Annotated in this window: 15 protein-coding genes; 11 read left to right on the top strand and 4 right to left on the bottom strand. The window is 56.4% G+C overall.

Annotated features, from left to right (window positions below; genetic code table 11):
• Positions 1-224: 224 nt before the first annotated feature.
• From OSO_RS47950 to OSO_RS0113835, 4 genes are all read left to right on the top strand, one after another.
• Positions 225-677 carry a LuxR C-terminal-related transcriptional regulator gene (locus OSO_RS47950; protein ID WP_083842906.1) on the top strand — a complete coding sequence of 151 codons (453 nt, stop codon included), beginning with the start codon at positions 225-227 and terminating at the stop codon, positions 675-677.
• A 322-nt stretch (positions 678-999) separates the two neighbouring features.
• The gene (locus tag OSO_RS0113845; RefSeq protein WP_010583873.1) at positions 1,000-2,631 is read left to right on the top strand and encodes a hypothetical protein; all 1,632 of its coding nucleotides are present in this window, start codon (positions 1,000-1,002) and stop codon (positions 2,629-2,631) included.
• Between the two features lie 256 nt (positions 2,632-2,887).
• Positions 2,888-3,673, top strand: a complete 786-nt coding sequence (locus OSO_RS0113840; RefSeq protein WP_157605181.1) for a hypothetical protein — start codon at positions 2,888-2,890, stop codon at positions 3,671-3,673.
• A gap of 59 nt (positions 3,674-3,732) precedes the next feature.
• Positions 3,733-4,461 (top strand): phytanoyl-CoA dioxygenase family protein, encoded by a 729-nt coding sequence (locus OSO_RS0113835; protein WP_010583871.1) that lies wholly within the window; start codon positions 3,733-3,735, stop codon positions 4,459-4,461.
• 69 nt (positions 4,462-4,530) lie between these two features.
• Here the strand turns inward: OSO_RS0113835 and obgE are convergent, their stop codons facing one another.
• Entirely contained in the window at positions 4,531-5,538 is a 1,008-nt protein-coding gene (obgE, locus tag OSO_RS43445; RefSeq protein ID WP_040591660.1) for a GTPase ObgE, read from the bottom strand.
• A gap of 336 nt (positions 5,539-5,874) precedes the next feature.
• Here obgE and OSO_RS0113825 point away from each other — a divergent pair, with 336 nt between their 5' ends.
• The 3 genes from OSO_RS0113825 to OSO_RS0113815 all read left to right on the top strand — a co-directional run bounded on the left by OSO_RS0113825 (position 5,875) and on the right by OSO_RS0113815 (position 11,308).
• A complete protein-coding gene (locus OSO_RS0113825; protein WP_010583868.1) occupies positions 5,875-8,484 on the top strand; it encodes a PSD1 and planctomycete cytochrome C domain-containing protein in 2,610 nt (869 codons plus the stop codon).
• A 163-nt stretch (positions 8,485-8,647) separates the two neighbouring features.
• Positions 8,648-10,096, top strand: coding sequence for a DUF1501 domain-containing protein (locus OSO_RS0113820; RefSeq protein WP_010583867.1), 1,449 nt, complete (start codon positions 8,648-8,650; stop codon positions 10,094-10,096).
• Between the two features lie 165 nt (positions 10,097-10,261).
• Positions 10,262-11,308, top strand: coding sequence for a peptidyl-alpha-hydroxyglycine alpha-amidating lyase family protein (locus tag OSO_RS0113815; RefSeq protein WP_010583866.1), 1,047 nt, complete (start codon positions 10,262-10,264; stop codon positions 11,306-11,308).
• Positions 11,309-11,391: 83 nt separating this feature from the next.
• Here OSO_RS0113815 and OSO_RS0113810 read toward each other — a convergent pair whose 3' ends face one another.
• Both OSO_RS0113810 and OSO_RS0113805 read right to left on the bottom strand, forming a co-directional pair.
• A complete protein-coding gene (locus OSO_RS0113810; protein ID WP_010583865.1) occupies positions 11,392-13,710 on the bottom strand; it encodes a M56 family metallopeptidase in 2,319 nt (772 codons plus the stop codon).
• On the bottom strand, positions 13,707-14,090 hold the full coding sequence (locus OSO_RS0113805; RefSeq protein ID WP_010583864.1) for a BlaI/MecI/CopY family transcriptional regulator: 384 nt from the start codon (positions 14,088-14,090) through the stop codon (positions 13,707-13,709). The genes OSO_RS0113810 and OSO_RS0113805 overlap by 4 nt, the downstream gene beginning before the upstream one ends.
• A 192-nt stretch (positions 14,091-14,282) precedes the next feature.
• Between OSO_RS0113805 and earP the strand changes: the two genes are divergently transcribed.
• The 3 genes from earP to OSO_RS0113780 all read left to right on the top strand — a co-directional run bounded on the left by earP (position 14,283) and on the right by OSO_RS0113780 (position 18,068).
• Positions 14,283-15,407 carry an elongation factor P maturation arginine rhamnosyltransferase EarP gene (gene earP / locus OSO_RS0113800; RefSeq protein WP_010583863.1) on the top strand — a complete coding sequence of 375 codons (1,125 nt, stop codon included), beginning with the start codon at positions 14,283-14,285 and terminating at the stop codon, positions 15,405-15,407.
• A gap of 88 nt (positions 15,408-15,495) precedes the next feature.
• On the top strand, positions 15,496-16,068 hold the full coding sequence (locus OSO_RS0113795) for an elongation factor P (protein WP_010583862.1): 573 nt from the start codon (positions 15,496-15,498) through the stop codon (positions 16,066-16,068).
• Between the two features lie 533 nt (positions 16,069-16,601).
• Positions 16,602-18,068 (top strand): serine/threonine protein kinase, encoded by a 1,467-nt coding sequence (locus OSO_RS0113780; protein ID WP_010583860.1) that lies wholly within the window; start codon positions 16,602-16,604, stop codon positions 18,066-18,068.
• A 154-nt stretch (positions 18,069-18,222) separates the two neighbouring features.
• Here the strand turns inward: OSO_RS0113780 and OSO_RS0113775 are convergent, their stop codons facing one another.
• Positions 18,223-19,491 (bottom strand): BamB-related PQQ repeat family beta-propellar protein, encoded by a 1,269-nt coding sequence (locus OSO_RS0113775; protein WP_040592347.1) that lies wholly within the window; start codon positions 19,489-19,491, stop codon positions 18,223-18,225.
• Between the two features lie 373 nt (positions 19,492-19,864).
• Here OSO_RS0113775 and OSO_RS0113770 point away from each other — a divergent pair, with 373 nt between their 5' ends.
• On the top strand, positions 19,865-21,754 hold the full coding sequence (locus OSO_RS0113770; protein WP_010583858.1) for a metal-sulfur cluster assembly factor: 1,890 nt from the start codon (positions 19,865-19,867) through the stop codon (positions 21,752-21,754).
• Positions 21,755-21,823 lie beyond the last annotated feature (69 nt).

Below are 21,823 nucleotides of genomic sequence, written 5' to 3'. Positions count from 1 at the left end.
TTTCAGCTTAAATGCCACGATTGACTTCGCGCCTTGGACACGTTAACGAAGTTTGAGCACGCTTGCTACAAACTTGGGCATGGGCGCGTATTGCGTCAGATTTCGATTTAGCCCATAAAAATAAGGGTTTTGCGCGCACTTACGTCATGCGGTTGCAATCCTTGCATTGCTGAAACGTGGTCAAAGGAGATTTGGAACGCGGGTTGCTTATCAGTCGATCCATCATGATCGCACTTAACGAATACATCACCGAACCGGTCCAAACGACATCCCGTCAACCTTCGCTCCATGTCATTGGTGGCGACGCAACCACTCGTGGTTTCGTTCTCAACCAATTGGCACGAGTCGGATTTTCTGCACAGGAGAGCGCCTCACCGGCGTCACTGCTTGTGCATGAATCCGAGCAGGAGCTTCAGCGACGACGGATGTTCTGGGCCGCAATTGAACACCGCGTTTCCAAGCTGACTGTCAAAGATCGAGAAGTTCTCGATCTGTTGATGGACTGCTTGCCAAACAAGGTGCTGGCAACGCGGCTGGGCATCACCGAGCGGGCCGTCGAAATGCGTCGTGCTTCGCTGATGAAGAAGCTCGAAGTTCGCTCGTTGACGGAACTCGTCCGACTGGTCACACGGTTTGCCGTGGTTCAGCAATACGGGCTGTTGCTTTCGATCGACTGATTCCAAAACAAGGGGATTTCGTTCCCTTGTTTTTGCAGGACCACGGTGTCGGGTTGTGGAGTCCTGTCGAGTCTTTATTGCCAACTCTCATTGTCAGTGGCAGTAGGATCTCGCGGGGCTTGTCTCTCCGTGGTGTTGAGCTGGAACTTCAGTTTTGATTGATAGACAACATCCGTTTGTGCTGCTGTCCCCCGTCAACGTGGCTCGTCGAGTTTTCCGTTGAACAGGGACGGGTTGCGGTGTCAACGTTCTTGCCTGTGAATTTGCGCCGTGACGGCCTTCCCTCACTGGTAATGGAACGAGTTTCGGGTAATGTCGATGCATGCCAGATGACATCACCCCACGACGAATTCGGGTACCGCGCGAAGACCGTTCGCTGCTGGCCATTCCCGAGCTGACTGCCGCACCAAGGCTGATTGCCGAAAACCGTGCCCTGTTTGCCGGGTCATCGTGCGCGCTCAACGGCCGCACGCTCGTCGAACTCCGTGACGAGGCCCGTCGCGAGGCGCTGGATGCGGCTCGGTCATACACTTCATCTTTGCTGCAGACCGAGATTCCCGCGTCGTGCGTCACGTCGCTGGTTGTCGGCGGACATCAACCCGAGCTATTCCATGTGGGGGTGTGGGCCAAGAATTTTGCCCTCGCCGGGTTCGCGCACAACTGCCATTCGGCCGCGATCAACCTCGTGATCGACAACGACACGATGAATGGAAGTAGCGTCCGGGTTCCTGTGGGTTCACGCGATCAACTTCGCATTGAACGGGTCTTATTCGATACCCCGCGTCCGACGCAGCCGTGGGAAGAAGTGCACGTTCGCGATGTGGAACAATTTCGGAAGTTCGGTCCGACGCTTCGCCAGCAAGTCCAGTCCGCATGGCACTTTGAACCTCTCGCCGGGTCAGCGTGGGATGCGGCGGTCAGGCAGCTTGAGGTGTCGTCCAGGCTATGTGATGCGTTCACGGCGCTACGGGCGCATGTCGAGCGGGCGTGGGGCCTTCGCAATCTGGAACTTCCGATGTCCCAGGTTTGCGAAATGCGATCGTTCCACTGGTTCTTCGCACATTTGATCGCGCGGCTTCCAGAGCTTCATGCGATCTACAATCAGACCGTGGCGGACTACCGCCGAGCTCATCGAATTCGCAGCCGCACGCAGCCGGTCCCCAATCTCGATGTCGATGGGGACTGGCTTGAAGCCCCCTTCTGGGTCTGGCGACGCGGTGACCTGCAACGCGGTCGCCTGTTTGCCCGCCGTAAGGGCGACCAGTTGGAGTTGCGAGATGAGCAGACCGTTTTTGCAAAACTTCCGCTGACGGAGGATGGGGCGCTGGATGCCGCGGTCGGCGTGCTGAACGGACTAAAGGCGCAGGGAATTCGCATTCGAACCCGGGCGCTTACGACGACGTTGTTTGCGCGTGTCTGTCTGGCCGATATTTTTGTGCATGGCATCGGCGGCGGTAAGTACGACGAAATGACGGATCGAATCTGCGAGCGTTTTTTCGGACTGCAGGCACCGCGATTCATGACCGTTTCAGCGACGCTCTACCTGCCCTTGGGCGGGCCGTTTGACACGAACGAATCGCAGCTTCGGGATGTGCAGCATCGGATTCGCGATCTGCACTACAACCCCGATCGTCATCTCGAGTCATCGCCGACAACGTCCGCGCTCATGGCGGAGAAGACTCAACTCCTGAATTCCGCCCGTACACTTCGTGAGTCGCATCTGTTGCACGGAAAACTGACGCGCGAACAACATCGGCGTTTGCAGGAAATTCGGACGGACCTGGGACGTGAGACGGCGCGAATTCTGGCGGACTATCAGCGGAAGCGTGACGATTTGCAGACGCAGATCACGGCCAATACGCTTATCAAGAACCGTGAATTTTCGTTCGTTCTGTACCCAGAAGGCGTGCTGCGCCAATTCTTGCAGCCGTTCGCGGAAAAGATCCCGCAGTGAGTCGATTCGATCAGGGGCCGCCATTACCGCTGGTTTTGTGTTGAATGACTCCTGTCTCCGCAAGGGTGTTCTCGTTGACGCGAATTAGGAAAGATTCGCGTGAGATTCAAAACTGCCTCTCGACAACGGTCTGGTACCCCGTTTAGCGTGAATCGAATCAAGGGCTCCAACAGCCGTGTGCGGACCGCTTGCGGTCGGTCAGAGTGAAGCTCGTCCGACGAATCGCGCGGTCCGTATTCGGCTTGTCAGAGACCTCATGGCCGTTTTATTGACGATTGGCCGCAAGGCATCGGGAAAATTGGGTGACATCATGCGATGGGCGTGGAAATCGGGAATGATCGCTGCGGGCCTGCTTTGCCAAGCGGCGTCGATTGGATTCGCGGCCGAAGCCGTGATCTATGAATATGACGACTGGTCAGTGACGATTGCTCCGCGTGGATCGTCGACCGCGAATGCCAAACGGGTTCGCGTCACGACATCGACGGTCAGTCCTGCCGTGCATGCGACGAGCATTGCAGCCAAGGACGACAATCGAATTCAGGTTCGTCCGGTCTCGCTTGAACAAGTCGCTCCCGCCCCTGCTCCCGAGCTCGACGCACCACCGACGCCCGCCGTGGGGGACGTCGTCAAGCCGCGCGGCACACCTGTGACATCGCCAACGACGCCGGAGCAACCGTTATCTCTCTCCGTTGATCCAGTGCCACCCTGCGTGAACTGCAACGAGCCCGTCATCACGCCTCGATTGCGAGAGCCCGATGACGCTGTGACGGCGATTCCGTCACAGGCCCAGTTGTACCGAGACATCTATTTTGGGTTGCCGTTCCTGCGCGCCGAGTACAATGCCAATCCGAGCTATCGTCACGATACGACGATGGAGCTTCTGTTCAACCAGATGCGGCCGACGGTCATTCAGCGAGGCACGACCAACGTCAACAACTACGGCCCTTACGGTGGTGGCTATGGTGCTGGGTATGGTTACGGATCATGGGATCCACCATACTACCCCTTCAGCTATGGTCTGCGGATTCATCACAGCCGATAGTCGAAGCGAGATCCGCAGGCGTTTTCTTCCGTTGAATGGAAGCGAGTACGCCATTGACGATGGATCACGGAGCGACGTGTGATTCGGAATGTTGGACGGACGCCTTGGCGCGCGACGGGTTCACGCTGATTCCTGACGCGGTTTCCCCAAGCGAGGTTGAGAGGCTGAGGGCCGTCTGTGCGTCATTGCGGCAGCAAGACTTTGCCGCCGTTCGTCGGGATTCGTTGTTTGGAATTCGTCGCCTTCTGACCAATAGTCCCGAACTTCGTGCAACGATGGCCAAGCCTCCGTTTGTGAGCTGGGCTCGATCGGTTCTCGGTCCGGCAGCAGTACCCGTGTATGGAGTCTTCTTTGATAAGACGGCGGGCGCCAATTGGCCCGTGCGGTGGCATCAGGATGTCGCAATTCATGCGGGTGGCACTCTTCCGGTCGCGGGCTACGAGGCGCGTCCAGGAAAAGATGGTGTCGCCCATCTCCTTCCACCTGTCGAAGTCTCTCAGCAAATGCTGGCGATTCGCATCCATCTGGACGATGCGCCCTCGAATCACGGAGCACTCCGTGTGATTCCAGGCTCGCACCTTTTGGGGCGACTCTCCAACGACGCATTGCGACATCTGATCGACGGCGCCCAGGCCGTTCATTGTGAGGCGCGTGCTGGTGACGTCATGCTGATGCGGCCGTTGCTGGTCCACGCGTCGTCCCCGTGCGAACTGCCCAGTCACCGAAGGGTGGTCCACATCGAATATTCCGCCTTCCAACTGCCTGATGGGTTGGAGTGGTGCGGTTGATTCGACCTTTCGCAGGTGCGTGGGGGAACGATCTCGCGTGAGGTGATGCGACGCAACAGAACAGTTGCGTCAGTCGATCGGCGGTTCCTGCAGTTCGTCCAGCTTGCGGATCGTTTGTTGCAACAGCTGCGGTAGCCCTTTTCCGGCAACGGACGAGATCTTGAGGACCGGCCGTCCGATGCGTTCTTCAAGCAGTTCTGCGGCAGCATCCGCATCTGCCATTTCACACTTTGTGATGCAGACGATCTCGGGCCGCTTCGCCAATTCTTCGTCGTACAGGCGAAGTTCTTCGCGAATATTCAGATAGTTTTCGACGGGGTCCGACTGATCATCGGGCGCGGGTTCGACCAGATGGATGAACATCTTGGTTCGTTCAACGTGCCGTAAGAATTCGTGACCCAAGCCGATGCCGGCATGTGCCCCTTCGATCAATCCCGGAATGTCCGCCATCACGAACTGGCGCTCGTGGCCGACGTTCACAATCCCCAGGTTGGGATATTTTGTCGTGAACGGATAGTTCGCGATCTCGGGAGTGGCTCGTGACAGTCGGCTGAGCAATGTGGACTTGCCCGCGTTGGGCTTGCCGATCAGGCCGACGTCGGCGATCACCTTGAGCTCAAGGATGACTTCGCGCTCTTCACCAGGCTCCCCAGGCCCAAACTCGCGCGGTGCGCGGTTCGTCGACGACATGAACTTGACGTTCCCTTTGCCGCCGTCGCCGGATTTGGCGATGATCACCCGCTCGTTGTGCTCGACGAGGTCTTTCAGGATGAAGCCTCGGGTTGCATCGCGGATGACAGTCCCGGGCGGCACACGAATGATCGTGTCCTCGCCCATGCGGCCGGCCTTCAGTGTAGGCTGGCCGGGATGACCGTTTTCCGATGTGCAATGACGCAGGCCTACCAAATGGACCAGGCTGCTGATGTTTTCGTCGGCTTCGATAATGACGTGACCGCCGCGACCGCCGTCGCCGCCGTCAGGACCACCGCGCGGAACGTGAGCCTCGCGCCGGAAGCTACAAGAACCCGGGCCACCGTCGCCTGCTTTACAGATGATTTTTACTTGATCTACGAACATTTGGCAGATGATAGCTGACAGGCCAGACAATCACGAGTGACCCGCGCCGACAACCGCGTTTGTACCCTGCCCGTGGTCAATCCTCGTTTCACCGCGACATACCCAGGTGCGTGCCTTTGGTTGTTGACGCTGACGATACAAAGACTGAATGCAAAAGAAATTAGATCAATAGATTTGTCATTCGATCGACGCCTGCATCCCCAAAACGCAGGGCGCGAAGAATCCCTGCGATCTCCGAAGGATCTCCTAATCCAGCCTCATCTCGCCATTGCGAGAAAGCCAATCATCCAACATAATTGATGCGTGCTACGTTCCTTCCCGCCGAAAACACCCGCCATGAAAACACCCGCCCGCTGCAGTGTGTGGATTGCCTTGGTCTGGTTGAGCAGTGCCGTCGCGACGGCCGACTCGCCTGGCGATTTGGTCTATGAATCGCATGTGCGGCCGATTTTGAAGGCCAACTGCTTTCACTGTCACGGCGAAGAAGAAAAAGTGGAGGGGCACCTTGATGTGCGGCTTGCACGTCTGATTGCCCATGGAGGGGATAGCGGGCCCGCAATCGTGATCGGTCAGCCGGAAGAGAGCCCGTTGCTGCAGCGCGTCATTGCGGGCGAGATGCCACCCGGTGATAAGAAGCTGACCACGCAACAGATCGACATAATTCGTCGTTGGGTCGCCACGGGTGCCAAGACTGCGCGGCCCGAGCCAGAGCATCCTCCGGTCGATGACTTCACCAAAGAAGAACGCGCCTTCTGGTCATTTCAGCCAATCCAGAATCCGCCGGTTCCTCTGGTTCAGCAGGCGAACGTCGTTCGTTCAGCGATCGATCAGTTCCTGCTCGCGAAACTCGAATCACAGCAACTGGGATTTTCCGACGAAGCCGATCGGGTGACATTGATTCGCCGTTTGACTTTCGATCTTCATGGCTTGCCACCAACGGTGGAGTCCATCGAACGATTCACGAATGATCTATCACCAGATGCGTACGAACGCCTGTTGGACGAATTGTTGGCGTCGCCGCATTTTGGGGAACGCTGGGGGCGGCATTGGCTGGATGTCGCCGGGTATGCCGACAGCGATGGGTACACCGAAACCGACCCGGTGCGAGCCTATGCGTACAAGTACCGTGATTATGTGGTCGGTGCGTTCAACGCCGACAAACCGATTGACCAGTTCATCGTCGAGCAATTGGCGGGCGACGAATTGCTGCCGTTGCCGTACGAAAACCTGAGTGCCGATGCGGCGGACAAGTTGGCGGCGACAGGATTCCTGCGCATGGCACCCGATGGAACGGGCGCCGGTGGTGTCGATGCGAATATCGCGCGCAATGACGTGATGGCCGAGACGATCAAAATCGTTTCCACCTCGCTGTTGGGACTGACCGTCGGATGTGCTCAGTGTCACAACCACCGATACGATCCGATTGCTCAAACCGACTATTACCGTTTTCGAGCCCTGTTCGAACCCTCTTATGACTGGAAGAACTGGCGCGCTCCGCAGTCGCGTCTGGTGTCATTGTGGTCGGCCGACGAACTGAAGCTGGCCCAGGCCGTCGATGTGGAGATTAAACAACAGTCCGACATTCGCCAGACAGAGCTTGACGCGATCGTTCAGGAAGTGTTCGAACGCGAAGTCGGCAAGCTGCCGGAAGAACAACGGGAATTGGCGCGGACCGCGCGCACCACGGCGGCCGACAAACGCAGTCCCGAACAGACGCAACTTCTGAAGGATCAGCCGAGCCTAAATGTCGATCGCGGCAGTGTGTATCTCTACGAACATGCTCGGGTTCAGAAGTTCAACGAAACGTGGGACAAGCAGATTGCCGACATTCGCGCCCGCCGCCCGAAAGAGGACTATGTTCCCTGCTTAACGGAAGTGCCGGGACAGATCCCGCCCACGCATCTATTCAGCCGAGGCGAATTCGCGCAGCCCAAGCAGGTCGTGGAACCTGGGGAACTTCTGATTCTGAATTCGGTTCATTCGGCCAGCGTTCCGCACGATGATCCGCAGTTGCCCACCAGTGGCCGCCGCCTCGCCTATGCCCGGCAACTGACGGATGGCAACCATCCGCTGCTCGGTCGTGTCTTGGTCAACCGGTTCTGGTTGCATCACTTTGGGAAGGGAATCGTGGCCAGCCCTGGGGATTTCGGGTTTCTGGGCGAGCGGCCCACGCATCCGGAGTTGCTTGATTGGCTTGCCACGCGTTTCACCACCGATGGTTGGCAGTCGAAGCGGTTTCACCGATTACTTCTCAGTTCGACCGTGTACCGCCAGCAGTCGGTTCGTCGAGATGAGATCGACCGTGTTGATCCCGAGAATCGCCTGTTAGGGCGAATGCCTGTTCGAAGGCTTGAGGCCGAATCGATTCGCGATGCGATTCTCGCGAGCTCCGGTGTGCTCAGTGACAAGATGTGTGGTGAGCCGTCGCCGGTTACGGTTGATGATGTCGGACAGGTGGTGGTGGGAATTGATACGCGTGATTCCGCTGGGCGCCCGACAGGAAAGACCGTCGGGCTGGGCGAAGAAGAGTTCCGCCGAAGCGTCTACGTTCAAGTTCGCAGAACACTGCCATTAGGGATGCTCGAACCATTCGACATGCCATCGCTGTCACCCAATTGCGACCTGCGACCCGTTTCGACCGTCGCACCTCAGGCGCTGTTGATGATGAACAACGATTTTGTGATCAATGAATCGGTCCGATTCGCAAAGCGACTTCAAGCAACAGTTGGGACCGACACCGCGACACAGGTCACTCAGGCCTGGTGGATCGCGTTTGGACGCGCTCCAACACCAAATCAACTAACGGCCAGCCTGACCTTCATTGAAGATCAGCGGCAACAAATTCCCGCGCCTCAACAACCAAGTGAACTGCCCGTTGCTGAACGCGCGTTGGCAAGCTTCTGCCAAGCCTTGTTCAGTTCAAACTCCTTCGTCTACATCGACTGAGTCTTGGATTTCCTCTGCGTCTCCGTGCCTCTGTGTCTCCCGCCCCACCACTGGACCTACCTCAACGTCAAACGTTGTTTGGACCACATTGGTGGGTTGAGAGACACGGAGATACAGAGGCACAGAGAATACGGCTGGACATGAAATAGAAAGTGATCGTTTGATGGCTTCTTCCGCTCATCACCGTCGGCACTTCCTTGCGACCACGGGCTTTGGACTGTCGTCTTTGGCATTGACTCATTTGCTGCAGGAAGAGGCACGGTCGGCGCCGATCAAGCCGAATCTGGAACGACCGACGTTCGATCTGACCGCCAAGCGGCCGCCGAAAGAACCGCAGGCCACGGCCATGATCTCGCTGTTCATGCAAGGTGGACCCAGTCATATCGATCTGTTCGAGCCCAAGCCGGAACTCGACAAACGGCACATGCAGACCTTTTCCGGCCAGATTCAATACGACAACGCGGCCGAAGCCAGTTCCAAGCTGTATGCTTCCCCTTGGAAGTTCGCCAAGCATGGTGAATGCGGGACGGAACTCAGCGAACTGTTGCCGCATCTGGCTACGGTTGTAGACGACATTTGTCTGATTCGTTCGATGCGCACGGGCGTCAACAATCACGGCCAGTCGATTAACGCACTGAACAATGGTCGCATCCAGGGTGGCCGGCCCGCGCTGGGATCATGGATGGCGTACGGACTGGGGTCCGAGAATCGCAATCTGCCGGCGTTTGTGATTCTGACCGATCCCCAAGGATTGCCAGTTCTTGGGGTCGAGAACTGGAACAACGGCTGGTTGCCGTCGCTCTATCAGGGCACGGTCATTCGCCCCAAGGAACCGCGGATTCTGAATCTTGATCCGCCGGTGAATGCACAGGGGCCCATTCAGAAACGGTATCTCAGTTATCTGCAGCAACTCAATCAGGATCATCTCTCGAATCATCCCGGTGAGCATGACCTGGCCGCACGGATCTCGAGCTTTGAATTGGCCGCACGGATGCAGACGGCTGCGAAAGAGGCACTCGATCTGTCTCAGGAAACGGAAGAAACTCAAAAGCTTTACGGATTGGACAACCCGGTCTGCAAGGAGTACGGCACACGTTGCTTGATCGCGCGACGCCTGATTGAGCGTGGAGTTCGGTTTGTGCAGATTCATACTGGGAATCAGCACTGGGACCATCATGGCGGCATCTTGACCGGCCTGCCGAAAATGTGTCAGGTCACCGACCAGCCTTCGGCGGCGCTCGTCAAAGATCTGAAACAACGCGGGTTGCTCGATACGACCTTGGTCCACTGGGGTGGCGAGATGGGCCGACTGCCCGTGATTCAGAATGAGAAGAACATCGGCCGCGACCACAACACGCATGGTTTCAGTATGTGGCTGGCGGGGGGCGGCACCAAAGCCGGCTTGGCCTATGGGGCAACCGATGAATTTGGTCATCAGGCCGTCGAGAAAATCGTCAATCATTTCGACTATCACGCGACGCTGTTGCATCTGTTTGGGTTGGAGCCCGAAAAGCTGACATTCCCGCGTCCGGGCGGCGTAGGCTCGCTACTCGACGGTCAGGATGGCAAGATTGTCTGGGACATTCTGCGACGTGGTCCGGCCAGTGCATGAATCGGCCTCGTCGATCGTGTTCGTCGTTGCTGTGTCTTACCAGTCTGTTGAAGTAACGGGGACTGGCTCCTGCTAGCTTTAAAAAACGCCATGACATCGTCAACGCCAAGGTGCCTGTCCCCCTGACTTCAACAGGCTGTTACATCATTGCTGGAGAACCGAACCGTGATCGTCTGCTCCTTCTTTGATCGCTGCTTTGTTCGGAACGCGTTTTTTGTTTTGAGTCTCTTGGCCGTGGCGTTGATTGCCGCGCCAACCTGGGCGGCCAAAGACGACGATCCCGTTGTGACAGAATTTGACGTTGATCCGGCATGGCCGAAGCGGCCGGACCATGTCAGCGGCAAGGGCTGGGTTTCGGGGCTGGCGGTGGATGCCCAGGACCAAGTCTGGTTCTTTCGAAAAGGTCCTGACCCGGTCCAGGTCTATACCGCTGACGGCGAATTTGTCCGGACGTGGGGTAAGGAGCAGTTCTTGAATCCGCATCAGATGCGGATTGATCCAGAGGGCAATGTCTGGGTTGCCGACTTTGGTCTGCATGTCGTCCAAAAATTCTCGCCCGAAGGCAAGGTATTGATGGTTTTGGGCACGCGCGGAGAGAAAGGCCAGGACGAGACCCATTTCAATATGCCAACCGACATGGTGGTGACTCCGGCAGGAGACATCTTCGTCACGGACGGCTACGGCAATCGTCGGGTCGTGCATTTCACGAAAGAGGGCCAGTATGTGAAGACGTTCGGAGCGGCGGGACCCAATCCCGGTCAGTTCGTGCTGCCACATGCGATCGTGGTTGATTCGAAAGGTGTCCTGTACATCGCCGATCGCAATAGCGGTCGGATTCAACTCTTTGATCAGGATGGAAAGTTCCTCGATCAATGGTCGAATGTGCTCATGCCGTGGGGGCTGTCGGTCACGAAGGACGATCAATTGTGGGTTTGTGGATCGTCTCCGCATTGGTGGTACCGTCACGGAGTTTATCCCGAGTACAAGGACCAGGTCTTTATGCGGTTTGCCACCAACGGTCGCGTGCTGCAAACGTGGATGTTGCCGTTGGGAGACATCGGCACCAATAAGGACGTCCCCGATACGTCGCGATTGAAGCCTGGAGAAACAGTGGGCGCCCACTGCATCGCTCAGGACTCCAAGGGCAACGTGTACGTCGGGGACATCTACGGCGAACGGGCTCAAAAGTTCGTCCCGATTTCGAAACGCTGACGGGGTTAGGAGCGGACTCGTGGCCGCGACGCGTTCGATCGATTGAAATGTCGCTTGAGACGCCTTGTTGCCCAAGACGGAGATTAGTCGACCTTCTCAACCTTATCGGAAACGACGGCTGCAGCGAAAAGTTTTGCAAAAGGCACCGATGCGTTGATCCGTAATTCCGTTGAGGCATCGTCCACTTTATTGATCTCGTATGATGCCGCTTCGAAGAGCGATTTCATGAGCTCAACTTGCACGAAGCTGCTCATTCGATCAGGTTCGTTTCCACTGCGGTTCAAGTATTCGGTAAGTTCGGTCTGCCAAAGTTCAAGGAGTGCTTTCAGATTGCCCTCAGACTTGGCGGCCGATTCCGGTGACGAGTGAACCATGCTGACACGAATGCTGACTTGGGGCGTTTCTCGAGCGATATCGAGGGATATCCCGGTCATCAAGCAGAGTGCACAGAGTTCTTCGTATCGTCGTCCGATTGATCGATAGGACTCTGTTTGGAGGTCCGCGCGATTCTTGAAGTCGGCCAGGGCTCCGCTGTTGTCGCACTTAGGCATGACGACACTGAACAATCCGCCGTCGATACGGTTCCAGGGCTCTGCCCATGAATTGGTTTCGGTGGCTCCAGGCACGAAATTCGTGATGGTCACGTTCGATGTCGATAATGGTGGTTTGGGGGATAAATCCAAGTCCGACAATTTTGTGTCAGCGGTGATCGCAGTTCCCTTCGAACTGATCTGAATCGTCAACGGATCTTGCATCCAAAATTGAATTGGAACCGGGCCTAAGACCGCCGACGTAAATTGATAGACATCCATCGTTTGACTAGGTTGATCGCATTCCAATGTAAACTTTGAAATCTCGATGGCGTTCTGATTGATCCAGTGGTTCAAATCGAGAGGTTGATTCAGCTTAATGATGAATCCGCCTGCTCCAAACATGACCTTTGACTTGGTCGTGTCCGTGGCAGATTTGGTGGTAAAGCAAGGCCTTGCCGCGATCCACTCGATCGTATCAACATTGATGGCCGGTGCTGTTTTTAACTTCGCTGCGGCGGCGAACTGTGATGAAAAAATGTCATTTAACGCAGCGCGGTAGGGCTGCATGGCGGGGTTCTCAAACAGTTCGCGGACCCGAATGACCACCATCCCGTAAGGATTTGATGATCCCACTGTCTCGGGATCGAGTGGCTGACGGTGAAACATCTCATTCGCCGTTCGGGGTGTTGTTGGTCTCGAGATGTTGAGGTTTCCTCTGGTCGAAACCGGCTGCACTGTCAGTTTCGGTTTCGATTCGTCAGGTGGTGATTGAGCGATTCCCCGCGTGGCGATTGCTGCCAACCCAGCCACCAGAAACGCTGCGGAAATCACTGCGGATGCGGCCGTTCGTCCTCTTCGACTGTTCATTGCTCGGATTCCTTCCTTGGAATGCAACACTTTGATCCTCTTGATCAAATGTCCCGAAAACACCGGCAGAATGCGGGGTGAAACATTTCGCCCCCATTGGTCATCCCGTCGGATCGCCAGACTCGATAACGACCGTAGATAGTCTCGTCGGCCCATCACTTCGGCCGCCATCTGATCGGTCGACAATTCCTGATAGAGCACTGCGCGGCGGAGCAGCCAGTGGACGATCGGGTTGTAGAAATGCATGGCCAGGACGCACGATGCCATCATTCGCCAGGGAGCGTCATGACGGACGATATGGGCAATTTCATGTGTGATCACCGCGCGTTGCTCGCAGGCGGTCCACTCATCCCACTCGCGCGGCAGGATCAGCATTGGTCGAAACCAGCCGATGATGGCAGCGTCACTGAACTCGGGATGGACTCGCACATCTGGAACCATTCGGCATCCCAGATTCGTCGCGGCGACGTTGACTTCACCGAGCAACGCCGCATTGTCCAGTGCCATGCTGGCGCGACGCGTTCGCAGGACATGCAGCACCTCGGCTGTGAGTCGCAATAAACCCAGCGAGATCATCGCCAGCAAAAGCAGGCTGCTCCCGTACACGATGGGACGATGTTGTTCTTCGAGTATCTCCACACGTCGGGCGACGGATTGCAACCCGACGAGCAGTCCCCTTGGATCGAACATCAGATGAGCCGTCGACTCCAATGTCGCCGCCGCCGTCTTGGAATCGGAAATCGACAATGACAACTGCGCTGAACGACTTTGAGCCGCGTCGTGCTCGAGCGAGTCGCGGCCCGCGTTAACGACGAATAGACTGTGAATCGGCAAGGGGGCCAGCACGGTCAGTACCGCCGCGGTACTCGCGGCAGAAAACAGGACCGAGCAGGCCAGTGGCGCGGAGCGACGGGCAATGAGCGAGGCAATCGTGACACCAATCAAAGCCAGCAGGCTGACCTGCAAGGCACACCAGGTCATCGTCGAGATCACATCATTCATGGCTGGTCCTCCAGGATCTGTTCCAACAGCTTTCGTTCCGCTGCAGTGAGACGGCGATTGCCGCCGAGCAGATGAACCAGCATCTTTTCGCGTGAGCCTCCGAAGACTCGGTCGATCAGATCGCCGACAAATCCGCGCGACACCTCTTCGCGGGAACGAACTGGCGCGTAGGTGAATGGTCGCTCGTCATTGGTTGCGCTGAGCGCCCCTTTCTCGATCAGAATCCGGACCAGGTTCGCCACGGTGACGTAGGCTAGATCGGTCCCCTTCTCGGCCAGTCGATCACGGGCCTCAATGGCTGTCATCTCGTTGCCGTCCCAGAAGACGTGCATTAATTGCAGTTCCCGCTCGGTCAAATCCTTTTGCGCCGGTCGACTCATTCGCCCCCCCTCCTTCGTTGTTTGATTAACCAAATTTGGTTCCGCAAACATGTAATCGAACTCAAAAACGCGAACAAGGGCAATTGCGAGATAAAATGTCTCACGTCCGATAGACTGCTGATCGCCTCAGCCGGGTTGAGGGCCACGATGGCTGCAGCACGGCGGCTTTTTTGAAACGAAACCTTATTGGCCATGAACGTTGAGCGTTGGGATCTTTTTTGTCGCGTCGTCGACAATTTCGGTGACATCGGAACTTGTTGGCGATTGGCCAGGCAGCTTTCGAGTGAATACCATTTCAAGGTGCGGTTGTGGGTGGATTGCCTCCAGACGTTCGCTCAACTGAACGCATCTGTCGACGCGGATGCCCCGGTCCAATTGATCGAGTCCATTGAGGTTCATCATTGGCATCCAGATTTTCCCGAGGTCGAGCCGGCAGATGTGGTGATTGAGGCGTTCGCGTGTGAACTTCCCGCTTGCTACGTGCATGCGATGTCGCAGCGGGCCGCCCCCCCGATCTGGATCAACCTGGAATATTTGAGTGCCGAAGAGTGGGTGGAGGGGTGTCACGAACTGGCGTCACCTCAACCCGGCTCATTGGTCAAGAAGTATTTCTTTTTCCCGGGATTCACGCCGCAGACCGGCGGGCTACTTCGCGAGCGAACGCTTCTTGAACAACGGGCGGCGTTTGATGCGCCAGCCGTCAGCGCCTTCTGGCAGGAACTGGGAATCGTTCCCGGGGCTAATGACGAATTGCGGGTCTCGCTGTTCTGCTACCCCAACCCATCGCTGCCGGGGCTTCTGGATTGCTGGGAACAGGGAACTCAGCCAGTTCGATTGTTCGTCACCGCCGGCCTGGCGACGGAGCATGTTTCAGAATGGTTGGGCGAGATGGTTTCGCCGGGAACGACGATCAGCAGGGGCTCGTTGACTGTGCATGGGTTGCCGTTTCTGGGTCCCGAGGACTACGACCGGTTGCTTTGGGCGTGCGACGTCAATTTCGTCCGCGGTGAAGAGTCATTTATTCGGGCGCAATGGGCACAAAAACCGTTTGTCTGGCAAATTTATCCGCAAGACGATGGCGCGCATCTCGTGAAACTAGATGCATTTCTGATAAGATATCTCGATGGATTTCCTGACGAACAGGCTGTTCGCTCGATTTGGCGATCGTGGAACGGTCTGGGCGATGCGGGTTCGGACTGGTCGGAATTCGCGGCCAGACGACAATCTGTACGACGGCACAGCAAAGACTGGGTCGGGCAACTTGACCGATTGGGGGATCTCGCCCACAATCTGGTGCGCTTCGTGCGTGAAAAATGAGGTCAGTGCCGGCGTGCATTTCCGTGCATCATTTTCACAGTGGGAAGATGCGAGTTTTTCACTTCGAAGGTCACATTGGACAAGTCTCATGAGTGTTAAAATCGTCGGCGAATTGCAATCGGGCAATGTTATCATCATTGACAACAACCCTGTGATTGTGATCAAGGCTCAGTACAACAAGTCGGGCCGTAACGCAGCCGTGGTCAAGCTGAAAGTCAAAAACCTGATGACCAACCGGGTTTCCGAGCTGGTCTATAAGGCTGACGAAAAAGTCGAAGGCGTGATGTTGGAAAAGAAGGAGTGCACTTACTCCTACTTCGCACCGCCGAACCACGTCTTTGTCGATGCCGAATTCAACCAGTACGAAATCGACGCGGAAACCATCTCGGACCTGGAGAAGTATCTGGTGCCGGACATGACCGATGTCTGCGAAGTCACCTTCTACGAAGGTCGCCCCATTTCGGTAGTGCTGCCAAAGATTATCATTCGCGAAGTCGAATACACCGAACCGGTGGTGCGTGGCGATACCTCGGGAAAGATCACGAAGGCCGCAATCCTCAAGGATTCGAAGCACGAACTACAGGTCACTCAGTTCGTCGAAATCGGTGATAAAATCGAAATCGACACCGAAAGTGGTGAGTTTCGTCGTCGATGCACGTGATGTTTTGATTCAATGCCTGTCCGAGTTCCGGCCGATGTTGCGTCGGAATTGGCAGATGGATTTCCCGTCAGGCGCCCTTCAATGGGGCGCCTGACTACATTTGCGGGCGTCTCTTTTTGTCGCATTCGCTCGCATGTCAGAATCGCAGCTCTCACATCGCGCGTCCGATCGGTACAGTTGTGATGATTTTTCTCTTTTTGCGGGCAGGCTGTGCAGCGCCGTCCGTTGTGAACGCGACAAATTCGCCATGCCGCGGATGCGAGGCGTGAGGCTTTTCCCAATTCCCGTATCTCCTGTTGGAAATATTGAGATAGGTTTCAGCCGGGAGCCTTTTGAGGGCGTGCTGATCGGGATGTTCATGGTCGCCATCGTCCATGGATGCGAGCGTCGACTTCAACAGTAGCGCCGCGACGCCGGTTGGCTCGCCGCGTGACCCTAGCCGGTTGGCGCGTCAAAGGGGCGTCCTTGTGGACGCGGCCTTTGGGGATGAAGCATTCGAAATCCGTATCTGCTCCGAGTGACAGGGCGCTTTCATGACGACTTGCGAACTTCAGATTGATGACCTTGAAGACTTGGTTGGCCGCGATCTCGATGGCCGCTATCTGCTTGAGGAATTCATTGATCGCGGCGGATTTGGGGCGGTCTATAAAGGCACAGATCGCAAATTCAATCAGGCGGTGGCCGTGAAGGTCGGGATGTCGTCGCGCGAATTCATGAAAGAAGCGCGACTGGCGGCCGAGGTCAAGCACAACCATATCGTCCAGGTGACCGACTTTGGCAGCGACAATGGCCTGGCCTATCTGGTGATGGAATATCTCGAAGGTGAAGACCTTGAGAAATTATTCAAGAGACAAGGCAGCCGACTGACGGACGCGCAGCTCCTCAAATTCGTGAGCGAGGTGGGGGATGCACTCGCGCACGCTCATGATGACAACTTGATTCACCGAGACTTGAAACCGCGCAATATCATCCTACGAGGATACAGCGGCAAATCGGGGTTGCTGATCGACAAAAGTAAGTTTGTACTATTGGATTTTGGGATTGCCGCGAAGCTCGATTCCGAAGGCACCCAACGAAACCACACACAAGATGGTGCTGGAACCGCCGAGTACATGGCCCCGGAATTGTTGTCGAGACAACCGCGAGCGACGACGTTGTCAGACATCTACGCGTTCGGAGTGATTCTATATCAAATGATGACGGGCCGTGTCCCGTTTCCACAGGCCGATTCTTCACACCTTGCCCTCGCTGAATGTCTCAGTGCCATTGTCAGAAATCCCGCTCCGAGATTCACCGAGGTCAACGGAGAGGCGATCTACCCCGTAGAACTCGAAGAGTTGGTTTTGCAGTGTCTCGAAAAGGATCCGGCATGTCGTCCACAGAGCATGGCGGAGTTGCGTCAGCGATTTCTGAACGCGATGAGCCAAATTGTCCCGGCAAATGAGCCACAGCGTTTGACTGACACGTTTCGAACATCAGCCAGGAACACGTCCAATTACAGCCACTTCGCTTCCGGAGCGCTGCCGCAATCACGACCTGTTGTTCGTCCATCCCAATTTCCCCGGGGCCTGTTGCTGGCAGGGGCGGGCATGGTCGTGTTGCTTGCGACGCTCGCTGCGGTCGCACTCTTCGTGTACTCGGCCGGGCAAACCCCCGCATATCCCGTTTTGACGTACGAACACGGGCACGTGTACGGACAGCAAGTTGATGAAAGTGTGCCACTGCAATTGGAATTGGGGGGAACGATTCGTCTCACGTACTTGATCGAGGGCCCTCCCGATGATGTCGTGCATTTCGAGCAACCGACGTTTCCTGACGGAATGAGTGTGCAAACGACGAATGGCCCGGTACCGAACAAGTCGAAGTGCTTTACGATTAACTGGACGGGCGAAAGCTTGCCGACGTCAACGCTTGAGCCAATCGTACTGAGTGCTCGCAGTGCCAGTTGCAAGCACCCATTCATGAAGACGCTGCGAATCAACGTCACCCCCGCCAAGTAGGTGGTCACCCGTCTGCAAAACGTGCCATATCTGCTCGCTCGAAAATAAGAATGCCCACCGCTCGTTCCGATCGGAACGAACGGTGGGCATTAAGCGTTGATCTTGTGATGAACCTGCCGAGCGAAGACGCGAAAGTCGAAGCGCGCTTCGTTCGTCACTTGGCTTTGGCAATACAGTAAAGGTTGTTTTCCCCGCGAATGAAAAGCTCGTTGTCGACGGGTGCCGGGGTGGCGCTCAGTGTTTCCTCGATATTGTTTGTCGCGACCACTTCGAATTCGGGAGAGTCCTTGATGACCACGATGTGGCCCGAGCGGGAGCTGAGGAAGACGTAACCGCCGGCGGCAACCGGTGATCCATAGGTGCTGTCGACACCATCAATGCGTCGTGCAAAATAGTGGCCTTTTCCTGTGGTGGCGTCGACGCACGACAGTAGACCGGACTTCCCTTTGTGGAAATAAATCCGGCCAGACGAAAGCGCCGGCGAGGCGATGTCAGGGCAATCGTGGTCAATGGTCCAGACGACCTTGTCGGAACCCTTGATATCCCCATTCCCGTCGAGTCGGAATGCGCCCATGTACGCGCCTTGAAAGCCACTGCCCACGATGACCATCTCGTCCAGATGGATGGGGCTTGCGACGGGGCGTTTGGTCTGCCCCGAACATTTCCAGATCTCTTTCCCCGATTCAAGGTCATAACTTCTGGCGAAGTTCGAACCGTTCATGATGACTTGTTTGCGTCCCGCATGTTCGACGACCAGAGGTGTCGACCAGCAAGTCGGCTCTTCTCGATCGGCTTTCCAAATTGTTTCCCCGGTCAACTTGTTGAGGGCATACAAGGCTGACGGGCCTTGATGGTCCCACGGGACTAGGATCTTGTCGCCTTCAAGAGTTGGCGAGCTTCCTTCGCCGAATCTGTTGAGCGTCTGCATTTGGCCAAAGTCGTCGCGTTTCCATTTCAATTCGCCATCAATGGTATAACAGTACAAGCCGCGCGAGCCGAAATGGGCGTAGACGTGCTTTCCATCAGTGCAGGGTGACGCGGATGCGAATCCATTCGTATTGTGCGTTTCCTGATGTGGGATGGCGACGGTGGCTGTCTTTTCCCAGACGAGCTTGCCGTCTTGCCGGTTCAAGCAGATGACTTTGAATTCCAGCTTGGGCAACCCCGCGCCACTCGCTTCGCCGACGGGAGCGGCGGTGACCACGAAGACCTGCTGTTCCCAAATGATCGGCGACGAGATTCCACGTCCCGCGATCGGGACTTTCCATTTGACGTTCTTGGTGGTGCTCCATTCCGTCGGTGGAGTCGCCTGCGGGGCTGCTCCATTTCCGGTGGGGCCACGCCAGTGCGTCCAATTGTCTGCAACAGCCGACGATGTCACGGTGACGAGAACTAAGAACGCTGTGACTGCAGCGATTCGCATGGAAATCCCCTGTTCGTCATGGAAAGGAGTGTTCAGCCGATTGCAGAAATCGAGTTTCGACATCGTCGAGTTGCCCATCGATTTCGCTCGAGATACCAGCACCGGGAGCGTGCGTTGCCAAGCCGGGCCATCGATGTCAATTGAGTTTCAGATCGTACGGACATCAGAAACCCTTTGCGCCAGATAGCGATGAGACGAGTTTACGAAAGCGATTCGGATCGCGCCAAGCAAGCGCTTCGGTAGATTTCAGTTGAATTCAATGTAACACTCTGAGAACGCTGCCGATCTGCTGGTCCCGAAAACCACAGGCCGCAAACTTTGTCGAGGTCACGAGCGTCCAGACGCCGTTCAAGAAGGAAGCAGAGAAACTCACATGTTGAATCCGCCAATGGTCTCTCGGTGCGCGGTCTGGGTGGTACTGGTTTGCGTGTTCTGGTCAAAGGGGGGATTGCTCGCGCAAACTTCCGTCGCCCCCGCGGGAATCCCCGCCGCCGCTCGCAGTGACTCCTTCGAAACCAAGATGAAACTCTTGCAAGAGGCCTGGGATCGAAAGGATTTCGATCTCGTTCGGTCGCTGACGCATTCCCTGCGCGATACCGCCGTACAGACGCAGACGGAAGAACAAGCACCACCAAAGTCCGTGATTGAGACCTCGCACTGGCGGACTGTCGAATCGTACGGTCCGTCGATTGCGAAATGGGCACGCGGATGGAAGTACGCGAAAGAGCTGCAAGTGCAAGAATCGGCCGGGGACGCTCGAGTGTCCGAGCCCATCGAGATGACGCTCAGCTTTCCCGCGGATCAGGTGGAGTCGCTCGCGCGTGAGATTCGACTGGCGCGGTACGTGGACGGTACGCTCACCGAACTTCCCTGTCAGGTGTTTCACGAAGTCCGCCGCGACCATGAACGCGTAGGATCAATTCTGTTTCTGTGCGATAGTCGGCCGAAGGAACAGCAGCGATTGCTGGTCTTTTACGGCAATCCCCATGCAGAGCTTCCGGAGTATCCCTCCGATTTGAAAACCGAAGGCGAGGGGTTTGGGCTGGATATCTCAAACGCCTTTTTCAAAGCCTCACTTTCGCGGCAGACCGGACAGCTCGAACGGCTGACGCTGCAGCGCGAGCACGGACTCGAAATGTTCTCGGGTGGTAAAGGTCACGGGGAACCACCGGGTATCGATTGGGCACACGACTATGTCGATGCGGGCAACTTTCAGAAGATGCGGATTTCGTTGTGGGAAAAATGCCCTGACTACGAAGTCATTCGCGGTCCGCTCTGCACCATCGTAAGACGCTGGGGCTTTCCCTATTCACCTGTGCATCCTGTCTACACACCCAGCCGCCTGAAGATCGATGTCGAGTACCGGTTCTATACCGGCTTGCCGTGGTTCCACAAATTTGGATCGATGAAAGCGATTCAAGATCTCGAAGCAGAAGCGCTGCGGGATGACGAATGGGTCTTCTCGGGACAGTCGTTCAACCATTCCCTTTGGATGGGACGCGATGGCAAGCTGAAAACGGGCGATGTCGACGCGGAGCATCAGACTGATCTATGGGGTGTCGGATTCTATCATGATGTCAGCCGCGACTCGTTCATGGCGCTCTTTCTCGAGCATCAGGCAACCGGACTCCCTGAACTAAAGCACACTGGAGTTCCACTACCGTTCTATCGCTGGCATGGGGCCGTCTGGAGCCGATATCCATTACCGGTGAAGCGGGTTCCCAAAGGCGCGGAACTGCGGCAAAAGAACGCCTACGTTTCGATCCCGTTCACTCTAAAGGATGGGGCTCCGGTGATTGAGCAACTGCGTCGATGTCTCATGACGCCCCTGAGTGTTTCCGAAGGATCAACGACCGACAAGGGGAGTGTCGATCACGTACCCACGTCAGGGCAATTGGCACGCACGGGAGAAGCTGGCGACCTCACCTTAAAGACGGCAATCTGGAGTGCGCTGCGCGATTGCAAGGATGCGCAGCTTTACACAGCGGATATTAACGTCGTCGAACTGGGACTGGTCAATGATGTTCGCGTGCGCGGCGACGTCGTGACGCTGGTCATGTCGATGCCGCATCGTGGCCGTCCCGTGTTGGGCTACTTTGTCGATGGCTCGATCTCGGTACATCCGACGTTGTCCGTTCCCGTGCGTGAACGTGTCATGAAGGTTCCTGGAGTCAGGCAGGTTGTCGTCGAACAGACGTGGGAACCGGGTTGGAACTCCAATCGTTTAACTCCAGAAGGTCGGAAGAAACTGGGACTCGACTGACGTGCGATCTGAAGATCTCGAAGTGATTGCTCCGCCATCGATCCTGGCGAGCCGAGCAGCGTCAACTCT

The sequence above is a fragment of the Schlesneria paludicola DSM 18645 genome (assembly GCF_000255655.1).
Lineage (GTDB): Bacteria > Planctomycetota > Planctomycetia > Planctomycetales > Planctomycetaceae > Schlesneria > Schlesneria paludicola.
This window is presented reverse-complemented; position numbering and strand designations above follow the sequence as displayed.

Bases quoted from the DNA above. Each gene is read 5' to 3' on its own strand.
- earP (WP_010583863.1), top strand. From the start codon at position 14,283: ATGAACGTTGAGCGTTGGGATCTTTTTTGTCGCGTCGTCGACAATTTC.
- OSO_RS0113840 (WP_157605181.1), top strand. From the start codon at position 2,888: ATGGCCGTTTTATTGACGATTGGCCGCAAGGCATCGGGAAAATTGGGT.
- OSO_RS0113780 (WP_010583860.1), top strand. From the start codon at position 16,602: ATGACGACTTGCGAACTTCAGATTGATGACCTTGAAGACTTGGTTGGC.
- OSO_RS0113775 (WP_040592347.1), bottom strand. From the start codon at position 19,491: ATGCGAATCGCTGCAGTCACAGCGTTCTTAGTTCTCGTCACCGTGACA.
- OSO_RS0113805 (WP_010583864.1), bottom strand. From the start codon at position 14,090: ATGAGTCGACCGGCGCAAAAGGATTTGACCGAGCGGGAACTGCAATTA.
- OSO_RS0113835 (WP_010583871.1), top strand. From the start codon at position 3,733: ATGGATCACGGAGCGACGTGTGATTCGGAATGTTGGACGGACGCCTTG.
- OSO_RS0113825 (WP_010583868.1), top strand. From the start codon at position 5,875: ATGAAAACACCCGCCCGCTGCAGTGTGTGGATTGCCTTGGTCTGGTTG.
- OSO_RS47950 (WP_083842906.1), top strand. From the start codon at position 225: ATGATCGCACTTAACGAATACATCACCGAACCGGTCCAAACGACATCC.
- obgE (WP_040591660.1), bottom strand. From the start codon at position 5,538: ATGTTCGTAGATCAAGTAAAAATCATCTGTAAAGCAGGCGACGGTGGC.
- OSO_RS0113795 (WP_010583862.1), top strand. From the start codon at position 15,496: ATGAGTGTTAAAATCGTCGGCGAATTGCAATCGGGCAATGTTATCATC.
- OSO_RS0113845 (WP_010583873.1), top strand. From the start codon at position 1,000: ATGCCAGATGACATCACCCCACGACGAATTCGGGTACCGCGCGAAGAC.
- OSO_RS0113810 (WP_010583865.1), bottom strand. From the start codon at position 13,710: ATGAATGATGTGATCTCGACGATGACCTGGTGTGCCTTGCAGGTCAGC.
- OSO_RS0113820 (WP_010583867.1), top strand. From the start codon at position 8,648: ATGGCTTCTTCCGCTCATCACCGTCGGCACTTCCTTGCGACCACGGGC.
- OSO_RS0113770 (WP_010583858.1), top strand. From the start codon at position 19,865: ATGTTGAATCCGCCAATGGTCTCTCGGTGCGCGGTCTGGGTGGTACTG.